Origin of the sequence: Desulfuromonas thiophila, assembly GCF_900101955.1 — a bacterium.
GTDB lineage: Bacteria > Desulfobacterota > Desulfuromonadia > Desulfuromonadales > Desulfuromonadaceae > Pseudodesulfuromonas > Pseudodesulfuromonas thiophila.
On the sequence record NZ_FNAQ01000003.1, the window covers coordinates 222124 to 236175 of the forward strand.

Here is a 14052-nt window from a genome sequence, read left to right on the forward strand (position 1 = left end):
GGCAATGGTTTGCCGTCCGGCGGCAGTGAAGGAGGAACCTCATGGCCATACGTGCCATTCGCCATTATCCTGATCCGGTATTGAGCCAGCGGGCCCGCCCCGTTGACTGCATTGATGCGCAGATCCGTCAGCTGGTTGAAGACATGGTGGAAACCATGTATGCCGCGCCCGGCGTTGGTCTGGCGGCGCCCCAAGTGGGGGTGTTGCAGCGGGTTATTGTGATCGACTGTGGTAGCAAGGAGCGGCCGGAGCTGATCCGGGCCATCAACCCGCAGATTCTGGCCCAGGCCGGTGAATGCTGTGAAGAAGAGGGCTGTCTGTCGGTACCGGGCTATTATGCCCATGTCCGGCGCAGTGACTGGGTGCGGGTGCGCTATCAGCTGCCTGATGGCTGCTGGCGTGAGCAGGAGGCTGAGGGTCTTTTGGCGGTGGCTTTTCAGCACGAAATCGATCATCTCGATGGCCGGTTGTTTGTTGATCGGTTGTCATCGCTGAAAAAAGGCATTTTCCGTAAGAAATATCCACGCATCCGGGAACAACAACAGGAGCAGCTGTGATCGATAAAAAGAAACTGCGCACGGTCTTCATGGGGACGCCGACCTTTGCCCTGGCGACCCTCGAAGGTCTGATCGAGGCCGGGCTGCCACTGGTCGGTGTATTTACCCAACCGGATCGCCCCAAGGGACGAGGTAACCGATTGACGCCACCGCCGGTCAAGGAACTGGCCCAGTCGCACGGCATCCCGGTGTTTCAGCCGGAGCGGCTGCGCCGGCCAGAAGCGGTTGAACAGCTGCGCCAGCTGGCGCCGGATCTGATTGTGGTGGTGGCCTATGGCCAGATTCTTCCCCAGCAGGTTCTCGATATCCCCCGCTATGGCTGCATCAATGTGCATGCCTCGCTGTTGCCGCGGCATCGCGGCGCGGCACCGATCAACAAGGCGATCATCGAGGGCGATCCGATGACCGGGGTGACCACCATGCGGATGGACGCCGGGCTTGATACCGGGGCCATGCTGGTCAAGCATTCTCTGCCGATTCAGCCCAACGAAACCGCCGGCGAACTGCATGATCGACTGGCGCTGCTGGGGCGCGAGGCCATGCAGGAGACCCTGGCGCGGCTGTGTATGGGCACCCTCAGCCCGGAACCGCAGAACGATGCCCTGGCAACCTACGCTCCCATGCTGAAAAAGGAGGATGGCCAGATTAACTGGCAGTTGCCGGCCCAACAGATTCACAATCTGGTGCGCGGACTCGATCCCTGGCCGGGTGCCTACAGCGAACTGCAGGGTGAGATGCTCAAGATCAACGATAGCCGCATGGCCGAGGGGCAGGGGGCGCCCGGCACTGTTCTGGCCGCCGATGCTGCTGGTGTGCTGGTGGCCTGCGGTCAGGGGGCGCTGCGGTTGCGCCAGTTGCAGCTGCCGGGCCGCAAGCGTCTGCCGGCGGGTGAATTTCTGCGTGGCTGCCCACTGCCGGTCGGAACCCGCTTGGGTGAGGTGGCCGATTGAGTCCTGACCGTTTTTTTGCACAGGTGGCGACTGCGGCTTGGCCTCTTGTTTTTGGGTGGCGCCCCGCCTAGATTGACCCCTGCCATGATCCGATCTGCCGGCGGCGCTGGTGACGACGGCTGTCATGGCAATTGTCGATCCGCTCGCTGCTGATAAAAGGAGAAAGAGACCATGCTCAACAATCTCAAAACCGTGGCCTTGATGGCCTTGCTGACCGCTCTTCTGATGCTGATTGGCGGTGCCATTGGTGGCCAGGGCGGTGCTTTGGTGGCGCTGGTGCTGGCCGCCGTGATGAATCTGGGTTCCTACTGGTTCTCCGACAAGATCGTCATCCGCATGTATAAGGGCCAGGAGGTGACCAGCGGTCCGCTGTACGAGGTGGTGCGCGAGCTGGTGCAGCGCAATAACCTGATCATGCCGAAGGTCTACATTCTGCCGCAGGACACGCCCAACGCCTTTGCCACCGGCCGCAACCCCAAGCACGCGGTGGTGGCGGCGACCGAGGGCATTCTGCATTTGCTCAGTCGTGAGGAGCTGATGGGTGTGATGGCCCATGAGCTCAGCCATGTGCGCCATCGTGATATCCTGATTGGTTCCATTGCCGCCACCATCGCCGGGGCTATCTCCTATCTGGCGCAAATGGGTCAGTGGGCGCTGATCTTCGGCGGTGGCGACGACGAAGAGGGCGGTGGTAACCTGATTGCCACCATCGTGACCCTGATTTTTGCCCCCATGGCGGCCATGCTGGTACAGATGGCGGTTTCGCGTTCGCGCGAATTTGTCGCCGACCGCGGCGGTGCCGAGTTGTGTGGCAACCCGCAGTATCTGGCCAGCGCCCTGGCCAAGCTGGAGCAGGCCAACCATCAGCGGCCGATGCGTCAGGTCAACGATGCCACGGCCCATATGTTCATCGTCAATCCGTTGCGGGGGGCCGGTCTGCAGAACCTGTTCTCCACCCATCCGCCCGTGGCCGAGCGTATCCGCCGGCTGCAGGCCATGAGCTAAAAACGGCTGATTGGTGCATTGTCTGTGACGGCCGGAGTGCAGCTGCGCTCCGGCCGTTTGTGTTGCTGTCTTCTTTTTTCTCTGGGGATGCCATGGTCGTCGATTCCTTGCCGCCAGCTAACGATACGGACTGTCGCTTGCTGGCTTACCAGGTGTTGCGCCGGGTGGCCGCCGGCGGCTACGCCGACCTGACCCTTGATGCGGCCCTGCGCCGCAGTGCCCTGGCGTCGCGTGACCGGGCGCTGGCCACCGAGCTGGTCTATGGGTCTCTGCGACGGCGCGCCAGCCTCGATTATGCCCTGGCGCCCTGCTGTCGTCAGCCGCTGGCCACGCTGGAGCCGGCGGTACTCGATCTGTTGCGTCTGGGTGCCTATCAGCTGCTGTTCCTTGATCGGGTTCCCGCCCATGCGGCCATTCACAGCAGTGTTGAACTGACGCGCCAGCTGCGCCTGCAACGCGCCGCCGGTCTGGTCAACGCGGTGCTGCGCGCCCTGCAGCGGCGTCAGCCACAGTTGCGTTGGCCGACGGCTGAAGAGGATCCGCTGGGCTGGCTGACTGCCACCCTGTCGCTACCGGACTGGCTGGCGCAGCGCTGGTGGAACCAATACGGTTTGCAGCCGGCCGGTCGGCTGGCTGCCTGTCTGTTGCTACCGGCGCCGCTGACCCTGCGGGTCAATCGGCTGCAAACCACACCGGCCCAGCTGCTGGCCCAGCTGGCTGAGGCCGGCTATGCTGCCGAAGCCTGCCGCTATGCCGTCGATGGCATCCGCCTGCTGCAGCCGGTAACCGATCTGACGGCATTGCCGGGCTTCGCCAGCGGCGCGTTCCAGCCCCAGGATGAGGCCAGTCAGCTGATCGCGCCGCTGTTGCAACCCCAGGCCGGCCAGCGTCTGCTTGATGTCTGTGCCGCGCCCGGCGGCAAGACCTGTCATCTGGCGGCATTGACTCACAATCAGGCGGATATTCTGGCCGTGGATCTTCACGCCCACCGGCTGCGGAAGCTGGAACAGGGTGCTCGGCGGCTGGGTTGTCAGCGGGTGCAGACCCTTTGTCTGGACATGCGCCTGTCCGACGCCTGTCTGCCCGACGCCGCCTTTGACGGGGTGCTGGTTGATGCTCCCTGCTCGGGCCTGGGGGTGCTGCGGCGTAATGCCGAGCTGCGCTGGCGGCGCCAGCCGGACGATATCGCTGATTTGGCACAGCTGCAGCAGCAGATTCTGCAGCAGGCGGCGCGGCGGGTTGCTCCCGGTGGCCGCTTGCTTTATTCTCTGTGCACCACTACGCCGGAGGAATCCGACGCCCAGGTGGCCGAGTTTCTTCGGCGCCAGCCGGATTTCGAGCTGGAGCCGCTGCAAGACCGGCTGCCGCCGGAGTTGCTCGATGCGCAAGGCTGCCTGCGCACCTGTCCCTCTGTTCACGACGGCATGGACGGTTTTTTTGCCGCCTGCCTGCGGCGCCGTTGACCCGCTGCCCCCGAACCCCTTGTGAGGATGCATGATCAAAATTTCGCCTTCGATCCTGTCCGCCGATTTCGCCCGTCTTGGCGCCGAGGTACGCGCCCTGGAGGCCGCTGGCGCCGATTATGTTCATGTCGATGTCATGGATGGTCATTTTGTGCCCAACATCACCATTGGTGCCCCGGTGGTGCAGGCCTTGCGGCAGGTGACCCGTCTGCCTCTTGACGTTCATCTGATGATTGAGCAGCCGGATCGCTATATTCCCGATTTTGCCGCCGCCGGCGCCGATATCATTACGGTGCACCAGGAAGCCGTGCCGCATCTGCACCGCACGGTGCAGCTGATTCACGGCCTGGGCAAGAAGGCGGGGGTGTCTCTCAACCCGGCGACGCCGGCTGCCACCCTTGAAATCATCCTGCAGCAGATCGATCTGGTGCTGGTGATGACGGTCAATCCCGGTTTTGGCGGTCAGGCCTTCATTGCCGAGACCCTGCCGAAAATCCGCCAGCTGCGTGAGATGATTGATCGCAGTGGTCGCGCCATTGAACTGGAGGTGGATGGCGGCGTCAAGGTGGACAATATCGCGTCCATTGCGGCCGCCGGCGCCGATGTCTTTGTGGCCGGCAGTGCCGTGTTTGCCGCCAGCGATTACGCGCAACGCATTGCCGAACTGCGTCAGCATGGCCAGACCGCCCTTTCTTGAGGCCTTGCGGCAGGGCGTGCTGTTGGCCGATGGCGCCATGGGTACCCTGCTGTACAGTCAGGGCGGCGACTGTTCCTGCTTTGAGGCGCTCAATCTGCGGGAACCGCAGCGGGTGCTGGCGGCTCATCAGGCGTATCGCCAGGCGGGTGCCGGTCTGCTGGAAACCAATACCTTTGCCGCCAACCGCCATCAACTGGGTCTGTCGGGACTGGCCGATGCTGTCGCCGAGGTCAACCGGGCCGGTGCCGCTTTGGCGCGTCAGGCGGCGGCTAGTCAGGTGGGGCCCTGCTATGTCGCCGGCGCGGTCGGGCCACTGGGGCCGGCCTGGTATGAGCGCGAACCGCCGGAACAGGCCAGCGCGGCGCTGTTTCGCGAACAGATCGCCGCGCTGGTGGCTGGTGGCGTCGATCTGTTGCTGTTTGAAACCTTTGCCAGACTGGACGAACTGCTGTTGGCATTGCGGGTCGCGCGCGAGTTCGCTCTGCCGCGGGTGGCACAGATGGCTTTTGTTGCCGAAGGTCGCACCCGCGATGGCCTGAGCGCAGCCGATATCGTGCGGCAACTGCGTCCACTGGCCGATGTGGTCGGGACCAACTGTGGCTGTGGTCCGCACGACATGCTGCAGCGGGTGCGCGAAATGGCTGTCGTCGATGACGGCCTGCTGTCGGCCTTTGCCAATTCCGGTTTTCCCCAGTATGTCAATGGCCGGCATCTGTATCTGGCCACGCCCGACTATTTCGCGGCCCGCGGTGGCGAGATGGTGGCGGCTGGCGTGCGCCTGATCGGTGGCTGCTGCGGTACCACGCCGGAGCATATTGCGGCGCTGAACCGAACACTGCAGCGGCCGCTGCCGGTTCGCTCGGTTTCTTCGTCCGTTGTGCCGGTGACGCCGGTGCCGACGGCAGCGCCGGTGACTTCGCCGTTGCTTGAGCGCTGGGCGGCTGGGCGCCAACCCATTACGGTGGAGTTGGATCCGCCGCGCGGGCTGGATTGCAGCGCGGTTCTGGCCGGCGCCCGGCGGCTGGCGGCGGCGGGTGTCGACGCCATCAATCTGGCGGAAAATCCGCTGGCTCGTATCCGCATGGGCAATCTGGCTCTGGCGGCGCGGATTCAGGAGGCCAGCGGGGTGCCGGTCATCGCTCATGTGACCTGTCGTGACCGTAATCTGATCGGCTTGCATTCCGAGCTGATGGGGGCCCATCTGCTGGGTTTGCGGCATGTTCTGGCGGTAACGGGTGACCCGGTGGCGGTTGGCGATGCGGCTGGCGCCAGCAATGTGTTCGATCTCAATGCCATTGGTCTGCTCGGTCTGCTGGCGGCACTCAATCAGGGTCGAACCCTGTTGGGCAGCGAACTCGGCGGCCATACCGCCTTCTGCTGCGGTGCCGCCTTCAATCCCAATGCCCAGCCGCTGGAGGGACAACTGCGCAAGCTGGAGCGCAAGGTCGCCGCCGGTGCGCGCTTTGTGCAGACTCAGCCGGTCTACAGTGCCGAGGTGCTGCAGCGTCTGCGTGAGTTGTCGGGCCATTGTCCGGTACCGCTGTTTGTTGGCCTGCTGCCACTGGTGAGCGAGCGCAACGCCGAGTTTCTACACAACGAGGTGCCGGGTATCCGTCTGCCAGACGTGGTGCGCCAGCGCATGCGGGGCACTCAGGGCGATAGCGGTGTTGCCGCCGGAATGGCGGTGATGGACGAGCTGATTGGCCAGATGCGTGGCTGGGTGGCCGGCTACTATCTGATGCCGCCGTTCGGCCGGGTCGAGCTGGCCGAAGAGCTGATACATCGCATCCGTGCCGTGGCCTGAAATTGTGGTTGCCAGCACGGTTGTGATTGCCGCTGCAATGGGGCCGACAGGGCCGCTGCGGCACAAAAATATCCTTGATCTGCACCGTCCGACTGTGGTATTTAGCTGCATACTGTATACAAATTATCTTGATTTTATTACGAAAAAAAGGGCGGCTCGGCGCTCTTTTTTGCGGCATAACAGGGGCTCTCGAAACTTCAGGGGGCGCGGGTTTTACAGGAGGTCATATTGTCTGAAATCGTTTTTTCCAGCTGGGGGCGAGAGGTTGTGGACAACCGTCAGGGCGGTGAGGCCGATCTGGCGTCACTGAAACTGAAGATCCCCACCCAGTATCAGGGAGACAGGAAGGTTGGCGCGTTCATGGGCTGGGACGGCGTGGTGGTGCTTGATCCCGCGACGGACGTGGTGGCCATGGCTGCCGAGTACATGAAACGGGTGCAGGAAAAGCATTGCTGTGGCAAGTGCACGCCAGGCAAAAAAGGCACTCGCGTTTTGCAGGACACCTTGGCGCGCATTCTTGCCGGTCAGGGGCAGGAGAGCGATCTGGATGTGATCGAAAACCTCTCCGGGCTGCTGGAAAACTGCAAATGTACCCTGTGCATGACCTCGGTAATTCCGGTGCAGGATACCGTTCGCCATTTTCGCGACGATTATCTGGCTTATATCCGGGGGGGGCGTAAACCGCAACCCTTTGCCGGGGACTATATTGACAAACTGACCGCCCCCTGTATGGACCGTTGCCCGGCCCATATTGACATTCCGGCCTATATTGAAGAAATCAAGAACTACCGTCTTGACGATTCGCTGTCGGTCATTCGCGAACGCATGCCCATTGCCGCTGTTTGCGGCCGGGTTTGCCCGCATCCGTGCGAGTCGGCCTGTCGCCGGGCTCTGGTGGATGAACCGGTCAGCATCATGGTGATGAAGCGTGTTGCCTCCGACCACGAATGGCTGCACCACAAGCAGCCGCCAATGCAGCCCAAGCCGGCAACGGGCAAGAAGGTGATGGTTGTCGGAGCTGGCCCGGCCGGTCTGACCTGTGCCTACTACCTGGCACTTGAAGGCCATCAGGTGAAGATTATCGAGATGCTGTCCGAGCCTGGCGGCACCGTGGCAGTGGGGATTCCCGATTACCGCATGCCACGTCATCTGTTGCGGCGCGAGGCGGAGATCGTAGCCTCCCTTGGCGTTGAGATTCAGTATGGCGTGAAACTCGGTCGCGATGTGTCGCTGCGCGAACTCAAGGAGCAGTATGACGCTGTCTTTCTTGGAACCGGCTGCTTCAAGTCCAAGCCCATGGGCGTCGAGGGCGAGGACGCCGGTTACCAAGGCTTCTCCGAGGGCGGCATCCATTACCTGCGGGCCGTGGCACTGGGGCAGGACATCAAGACCCCCAAGCGCGTGGTCGTGGTTGGCGGTGGCAACACCGCCATCGACTGTGTCCGTGTCGCCCTGCGCGAAGGTGCCGAGGAATCGATCCTGGTCTATCGCCGGTCACGCGCCGAAATGCCGGCCGAGCCCTATGAGGTCGATGATGCCGAGGAGGAAGGCGTGCGGTTCGAGTTCCTCGTCAATCCTACCCGGTTGGTGGCGGAAAAGAACCGGATCGTCGGCGTTGAGGTGGTCAAGATGGCCCTGGGTGAACCTGATGAATCCGGCCGGCGGCGGCCGCAACCGGTGCCGGGCTCTGAATATGTGATTCCCTGCGACATGGTGATTCCGGCCATTGGCCAGGATCCCGACCTGTCCTATCTGGAAGATAGTGACTACGGCGTCAAGCAGACGCGCTGGAACAGCATTCTGACCCACGGTGGCACGATGATGACTGACGACGCCGGCATCTTCGCCGGTGGCGACTGCGAATATGGCGCCATGACCGTGGTGCTGGCCGTTGGCCACGGCAAGCGCGCCGCCAGTGTCATGCATCGCTATCTGATGGAGGGCAAGGCCGCCCTGACGGACGAAGAGGCCATGGAAGACGCGCTGAATCGCCTCGGGGTGTTTGACGGCAAGGAAAAGGTGCCTGTCCTGGGTGGTCTGCATCGTGAGCATCAGCCCAAGGTCAATGGCCCTGAGCGGGCAAAGAACTACGATGAGATCGAGTTGGCCATGCCGGAGAGCCAGGCGGTGATCGAAGCCGACCGCTGTCTGCGCTGCTACCGCGTCGCCATGATCGCAGTACGCTGATTGCGGCGGCCTTTCCGGATATCACGCGATTCTCAAAACGGGATTTAGGATATTTATATGAGCCATCACGCGGAAAAAGCCATGATCCGTCTGACCATTGACGGACAGGAAGTCGAGATCGAAGCCGGTTCCACCATCATTCAGGCGGCCGAAAAGCTGGGGATCAAAATCCCGACCATGTGCTACCTGAAAAAGGTTTCCACCACCGGCGCCTGCCGGGTCTGTCTGGTCCAGGTTGAGGGCGTTGAGCGACCGGTGACGGCCTGTAACACCATCGCCACCGCCGGTATCGTTGTGACCACCTCAACGCCGGAATTGGAGCGCCAGCGCAAGGACATGATTCGCCTGTTGCTGGTCAACCATCCTCTCGACTGTCCGGTCTGTGATGCCGCCGGCCAGTGCGACCTGCAGGACATCTGTTTTGACCATCATGTGCTTGACCAGCCTTACCGGGCACTGGATGTTGCCATGCCGAAGGTGACCGGCTGGCCGCTGATCGAACATGTGCCGTCTCGTTGTGTGCTCTGTGAAAAATGCGTCAAGGTGGGCCATGAACTGACCGGAATTGGCGATTTCTTCGTCAATGAGCGCGGGGATAAGGCGTTTATCGACCGCAAGCCGGGCCAGAACGACATTGATCCTTATATTGAGGGCAATGCCGTGGCCGTCTGTCCGGTCGGCGCCATGATTTCCAAGCCGTTCAAGCACAGTTCCCGCAGCTGGACCCTGGAGAAGGTGCCCTCGCTGAGCTTTTCCGGTGGGAGTCTGGAACAGGTTGATCTGAACGTGAAAAATAACCGCCTCTACCGGATTACCTCGCAGGACGAGGTGACCCGTAACGACGGTCTGCTCAGTTTTGATGCGAGTTTCGCTTACGGCTTTGTCCACGCGCCCGAGCGCCTGAGCCATCCGTTGGTGGCCGGTGTCCAGAGCGATTGGGACACCGCCCTGCGTCACATTGCTGCCAAGGCGCGGGAGCTGGGTGGCGCGGCGGTAGCCGGTTTGGCCTCGGCCCGGCTGACGCTGGAAGAAAACTACTTGTTCCAGAAGCTGTTTCGGGTTGCCTTCAAGAGTAATAACATCGATTCGGCAGCTCGTTTTGGTCAGCAGGCGGTGTACCGCACCTTGGCGGCCAATTTGGGGCTGCAGGGCGGCAGTGCGCCAATCGAGAGCATTGCCACGGCTGATGCCATTGTGGTGTTCGGTTCGGATATCAGTGCCGAGCAGCCCATGGTGAATGCGCAGATCCAGAAAGCCTGTCGTCGCAATGATGCTTATCTGGTTGTGGCCAACATGCGACGGGTGCGCATTGCGGGCCATTCCCATGTGTTTCTCAATTACCGCCCGGGGAGCGAAAATGCCTTGCTGGCGGCGCTGTGTCGTCTGTTGTTCGATCGTGGCCAGGCCGACAATGCCTGGATCAAGCAGCAGGTGCAGAATGCCGGTGATATCAAAAAGCTGCTGGCCAAGGTGGATGTCGCCGCGGCGGCCGGTCAGGCAGGCGTTGAGCTTGAACTGCTGGTCGAAGTGGCTGACAAGCTGGCGGCGGCTGGCCGTGTCGCTCTGATCTTTGGACGCGATATCAGCCAGAGTGGCCGGGCTGCCGAGCTGACCGCCGGATTGGCGGATCTGGCCATTCTCAGCGGCGCGCTGCAGGGGGCAGGCGTGTTCCCGGTGGATGAGCGGCCCAACAGTCAGGGTTTGCTGGATGCCGGGGTGTGCCCGGAACAGTTGCCTGGCTATCAGGACTACGGCACCAACGCTGCCCGGTTTGCCAAGGCCTGGCAGGTGCAGGCCCTGCCGGAAGGCGGCCTGAATGCGATCCAGATGCTGGAAGCCATCGAGGCCGGAAAAATCCGCATGTTGTATTTGGCAGCGGTCAATCCGCTGGTGACCTTCCCGGATAGCGCGCGCTGGAAGAAGGCTCTGAAGCAGCTCGATCTGCTGGTGGTGCAGGACATTCTGGCATCGGAACTGACCGAAATGGCCCAGGTGGTATTGCCGGCCTGTTCCTTTGCGGAAAAGAGTGGCAGCTTTGTCGCTTGCGATCAGTCGGTTGGGCTGCTGCAGCCGGCCCTGGCGCCTCTGGCTCAAAGCCGGTCGGACAAGCAGATTTTTGCCCAGCTGTTTGCTGTCTTGACCAGCCGGCCGCATACGCAGGACGATCAGCAGATCCTGGCTGAAATGGCCAGTCTGACGGATCTGTTTGAGCGGGTTGGCGTTGAAGGCGCGCGTTACCGGATACCTGCGGTCAAGAAAGGCTGGCAGGCAGGCAAGCTGCAATTCGCTGCGATTGGCGCGGCTGTTCCATCGCAGGGGCTCTGTCTGCTGACAGGCAAGATGCACGCCCATACCGGTGTGACCTCGACCTATGCTGCGGGGGCCTGTGAAATCGCACCTGCTGGCTACATTGAGATCAGCTGTGCGGATGCCGCTGCGGCTGGTATAGCCGAGGGAGACAAGATCAGTGTTGCCGCCGGTGACAAGAAGATTGAGGGCCCGGCGCGGTTGAGCAGCTATGTGCCGGCTGGGCTGCTGTTTGCGCCCTACCATTTCGCGCAACTCAATGCCCAGAGCCTGCTGCCGCTCAGTGATAACCTGGTAGCGGTTACCCTGGCCAAAGCCTGATGATGTAACCCGAAAACCGATGGCGGCGACAGGTTGGCTGCTATCGGATTCTTGAAAACAAAAAAGTCCGGTCTCTGGCGCAGAGACCGGACTTTTTTGTTTTCGAAGGGAACAGGGCCAGGGTGATTGAAGATTTGCCCTGATGCGGCTGTTGCTCTTAATGGGCCTCATGGTAGCGCAAAACCACCAGCAGGCAGCTGCCATCAGCGATGACATTAATGCCGTTGGCTTCGCAAAAGGCTATCGCTTGCGGACTTTCGGCGCCCGGCTGCATCCAGATATTACGGATGCCCCTGGCCAGGGCCTGCTCGACCAGTTGCTCGGTGATTTTGGGTGGCGTGATCACCGACAGGCTCGTTGCCTCGTCAGGCAAGGCCAGGACCGAATCGACGCAGGGAACCCCCTCGATGGTGGTGGCGCGGGGGTTGATGGGGACAGCCTTTAGCTGGTTCTGCAGGTAGCAGCGCAGCACCTTGTTGCCGTATTTGTCGCGGTTGGTCGAAGCGCCGGCCACACCGAACGCCTTGGCGGCGAGAAACTGGTCAATACGCTGTTGCATATCCATGACAACCTCCTTGGTTAAAAGATGCCATCCTCATCGCTGATGCGGGGGGCCTGCTGGACGATCGCCTGGCGGGCGAGGGCATCGCAGCGTTCGTTTTCCGGATGGCCGGAATGACCCCTGACCCAATGCCAGCTGATCTGGTGGGTACGGGCCAGAGCGTCGAGTTGTTGCCACAGGTCGCGGTTGAGAACCTCTTTTTTTTGCGCTGTTTTCCAGCCACGCTGGCGCCACCCGGCCAGCCATTCGGTCATGCCGCGACAGAGGTATTGTGAATCGGTGGTCAGGCGTACCTGGCAGGGCTTTTTCAGAGCCTGCAGGCCGGCAATGGCACCGCGCAGTTCCATGCGATTGTTGGTGGTATGAGGAGCATAACCACTGAGTTCCAGGCAGTGGTCGCCCCAGCGCAGCAGGGTGCCGAAACCTCCCGGCCCTGGGTTGCCGCTGCAGGCGCCGTCGCTGAAGATTTCAACGCAGGGGCGCGGGTCTGGCGCAATTTTGGCCGTACTGCTGTCATCCTGCGGCATGGATGCTCCCTGGGGGTAAACGGCGGCGGAAACACTTTGCATTTGAAGACTGAAAACGAAAAACCCTGTTCCGCCGGAACAGGGTTTTTTGATCAACTGGCGTCCCCAGGGGGATTCGAACCCCCGTCGCCGCCGTGAAAGGGCGGTGTCCTGGGCCGGGCTAGACGATAGGGACACGCGTTATGGTTGAAAATGGTGAGCCGGGGGGGGATCGAACCCACGACCATCTGATTAAAAGTCAGATGCTCTACCGACTGAGCTACCGGCTCACAACGAGGAGTGTTATACGCGATGCCCTGGGCGAAGTCAACACTTTTCCCGGCTTTTTTTGGCCTGTTTCTGCCGGATTATGCGTGAAACGGGTTGCGCAGCTGAATGGTCTGGTCACGGCGCGGCCCAACGGAAACCAGCACGATGGGGCAGCGGCTGATCTCTTGCATCTTGTCGAGATAGCGCTGGGCCGCCGGGGGCAGGTCGGCATAGCTGCGCGCAGCACTGATGTCGCATTTCCAGCCGTCAAGTTCCTCATAAACAGGCTTGCAATGGCGCAGGATGTTGGCATCACTGGGGAATTCTTCCAGTAGCTGACCCTGATAGGAATAGGCGGTGCAGACCCGGATGGCGTCAAAGGTGTCGAGCACGTCAAGCTTGGTGATCGCCAGTCCGGTCATGCCGTTGGTGCGTACCGCTTCGCGCAGAGCAACAGCATCAAACCAGCCGGTACGGCGCGGCCGCCCGGTGGTGGCGCCGAACTCCGAGCCGGCCTTGCGAATGCGCTCGCCGGTATCGTCGCTGAGCTCGGTTGGGAACGGCCCTTCACCAACGCGGGTGACATAGGCCTTGGAGATGCCGATGACCTCATGGATAAAGCGTGGACCGAAGCCGGTGCCGGTGCAGGCACCGCCCGCCAGGGTGGATGAGGAGGTGACGTAGGGATAGGTACCGTGGTCGACATCCAGCAGGCTGCCCTGGGCACCTTCGAACAGGATGTTGTGGCCTTTAAGGCGGCAGCTCTCAAGCAACTGCGAGGTGTTGCCGATGTACGGGCTCAGGCGTTCGGCATAGCGCCGATATTCATCAAGGATCTGTTGCTCGCTGAGCGGTTCCTCGTGGAAGTAATGTTCGAGCAGGAAGTTCTTTTCCGGCAGAATCTCCCGCAGCTTCTGAACGAAGATGGTGTCGTTGATCAGGTCGCACAGGCGGATGCCGCGGCGGCCGGCCTTGTCCTCGTAGGTCGGGCCGATACCACGACCCGTGGTGCCGATGCGCCGTTCGCTCTGCTTGCTCTCGCGGGTGATATCGATTTTCTTGTGGTACGGCATGATGATGTGGACATTGCGGTCGATCACCAGCTGGCTGTCATCGCGCAGGTAGCCCTTCTTCTTCAGGTTGTCGATTTCCTGAATGAAGACTGCGGGATCAAGCACTACGCCATTGCCGATGATGCATTTCTTGCCGTCATGCAGAATCCCCGAGGGAATCAGATGCAGAACGGTTTTTTCGTTGCCGACCACCAGGGTGTGACCAGCGTTGTTGCCGCCCTGATAGCGGACAACCGCCTGGGCGTGCTCGGTGTAGATATCGACAACCTTTCCCTTGCCTTCGTCGCCCCATTGAGCGCCAACGACTACAACGTTTGCCATGGTAAGTTCTCCTTGAGAATTGTATCGCA

General features: G+C 61.5%; 11 protein-coding genes and 2 tRNA genes. 8 read left to right on the top strand and 5 right to left on the bottom strand.

The window, feature by feature from the left end; genetic code table 11:
* Nucleotides 1-41 precede the first annotated feature (41 nt).
* From def to BLR80_RS04965, 8 genes are all read left to right on the top strand, one after another.
* On the top strand, nucleotides 42-557 hold the full coding sequence (gene def / locus BLR80_RS04930; protein WP_092076855.1) for a peptide deformylase: 516 nt from the start codon (nucleotides 42-44) through the stop codon (nucleotides 555-557).
* Between the two features lie 29 nt (nucleotides 558-586).
* On the top strand, nucleotides 587-1507 hold the full coding sequence (gene fmt, locus BLR80_RS04935; RefSeq protein WP_092076979.1) for a methionyl-tRNA formyltransferase: 921 nt from the start codon (nucleotides 587-589) through the stop codon (nucleotides 1505-1507).
* Nucleotides 1508-1678: 171 nt separating this feature from the next.
* Nucleotides 1679-2512: a zinc metalloprotease HtpX gene (htpX, locus tag BLR80_RS04940; RefSeq protein WP_092076857.1), complete on the top strand. Its 834-nt coding sequence runs from the start codon at nucleotides 1679-1681 to the stop codon at nucleotides 2510-2512.
* 92 nt (nucleotides 2513-2604) lie between these two features.
* Entirely contained in the window at nucleotides 2605-3975 is a 1371-nt protein-coding gene (gene rsmB, locus BLR80_RS04945; protein WP_092076859.1) for a 16S rRNA (cytosine(967)-C(5))-methyltransferase RsmB, read from the top strand.
* A gap of 31 nt (nucleotides 3976-4006) precedes the next feature.
* On the top strand, nucleotides 4007-4672 hold the full coding sequence (gene rpe / locus BLR80_RS04950; protein ID WP_092076861.1) for a ribulose-phosphate 3-epimerase: 666 nt from the start codon (nucleotides 4007-4009) through the stop codon (nucleotides 4670-4672).
* Nucleotides 4650-6476: a bifunctional homocysteine S-methyltransferase/methylenetetrahydrofolate reductase gene (locus BLR80_RS04955; protein WP_092076863.1), complete on the top strand. Its 1827-nt coding sequence runs from the start codon at nucleotides 4650-4652 to the stop codon at nucleotides 6474-6476. Before rpe ends, BLR80_RS04955 begins: the two co-directional genes overlap by 23 nt.
* A 228-nt stretch (nucleotides 6477-6704) precedes the next feature.
* Nucleotides 6705-8663, top strand: coding sequence for an FAD-dependent oxidoreductase (locus tag BLR80_RS04960; protein WP_092076865.1), 1959 nt, complete (start codon nucleotides 6705-6707; stop codon nucleotides 8661-8663).
* A 57-nt stretch (nucleotides 8664-8720) separates the two neighbouring features.
* Complete coding sequence (locus BLR80_RS04965; protein ID WP_092076867.1) at nucleotides 8721-11291, top strand: molybdopterin-dependent oxidoreductase; 2571 nt, start codon at nucleotides 8721-8723, stop codon at nucleotides 11289-11291.
* 157 nt (nucleotides 11292-11448) lie between these two features.
* Here the strand turns inward: BLR80_RS04965 and BLR80_RS04970 are convergent, their stop codons facing one another.
* The 5 genes from BLR80_RS04970 to BLR80_RS04990 form a co-directional block, all read right to left on the bottom strand.
* Entirely contained in the window at nucleotides 11449-11856 is a 408-nt protein-coding gene (locus BLR80_RS04970; RefSeq protein ID WP_092076869.1) for a CoA-binding protein, read from the bottom strand.
* 14 nt (nucleotides 11857-11870) lie between these two features.
* Complete coding sequence (gene rnhA / locus BLR80_RS04975) at nucleotides 11871-12380, bottom strand: ribonuclease HI (protein ID WP_092076871.1); 510 nt, start codon at nucleotides 12378-12380, stop codon at nucleotides 11871-11873.
* A gap of 97 nt (nucleotides 12381-12477) precedes the next feature.
* A tRNA-Glu gene (locus BLR80_RS04980) sits at nucleotides 12478-12555 on the bottom strand.
* A gap of 18 nt (nucleotides 12556-12573) precedes the next feature.
* A tRNA-Lys gene (locus BLR80_RS04985) sits at nucleotides 12574-12649 on the bottom strand.
* Between the two features lie 78 nt (nucleotides 12650-12727).
* Nucleotides 12728-14023 carry an adenylosuccinate synthase gene (locus BLR80_RS04990; RefSeq protein WP_092076873.1) on the bottom strand — a complete coding sequence of 432 codons (1296 nt, stop codon included), beginning with the start codon at nucleotides 14021-14023 and terminating at the stop codon, nucleotides 12728-12730.
* Between the last annotated feature and the right edge of the window lie 29 nt (nucleotides 14024-14052).

Coding starts and splice junctions, on each gene's coding strand:
- def (WP_092076855.1), top strand. CDS start 42: ATGGCCATACGTGCCATTCGCCATTATCCTGATCCGGTATTGAGCCAG.
- fmt (WP_092076979.1), top strand. CDS start 587: ATGGGGACGCCGACCTTTGCCCTGGCGACCCTCGAAGGTCTGATCGAG.
- htpX (WP_092076857.1), top strand. CDS start 1,679: ATGCTCAACAATCTCAAAACCGTGGCCTTGATGGCCTTGCTGACCGCT.
- rsmB (WP_092076859.1), top strand. CDS start 2,605: ATGGTCGTCGATTCCTTGCCGCCAGCTAACGATACGGACTGTCGCTTG.
- rpe (WP_092076861.1), top strand. CDS start 4,007: ATGATCAAAATTTCGCCTTCGATCCTGTCCGCCGATTTCGCCCGTCTT.
- BLR80_RS04955 (WP_092076863.1), top strand. CDS start 4,650: ATGGCCAGACCGCCCTTTCTTGAGGCCTTGCGGCAGGGCGTGCTGTTG.
- BLR80_RS04965 (WP_092076867.1), top strand. CDS start 8,721: ATGAGCCATCACGCGGAAAAAGCCATGATCCGTCTGACCATTGACGGA.
- BLR80_RS04970 (WP_092076869.1), bottom strand. CDS start 11,856: ATGGATATGCAACAGCGTATTGACCAGTTTCTCGCCGCCAAGGCGTTC.
- rnhA (WP_092076871.1), bottom strand. CDS start 12,380: ATGCCGCAGGATGACAGCAGTACGGCCAAAATTGCGCCAGACCCGCGC.
- BLR80_RS04990 (WP_092076873.1), bottom strand. CDS start 14,023: ATGGCAAACGTTGTAGTCGTTGGCGCTCAATGGGGCGACGAAGGCAAG.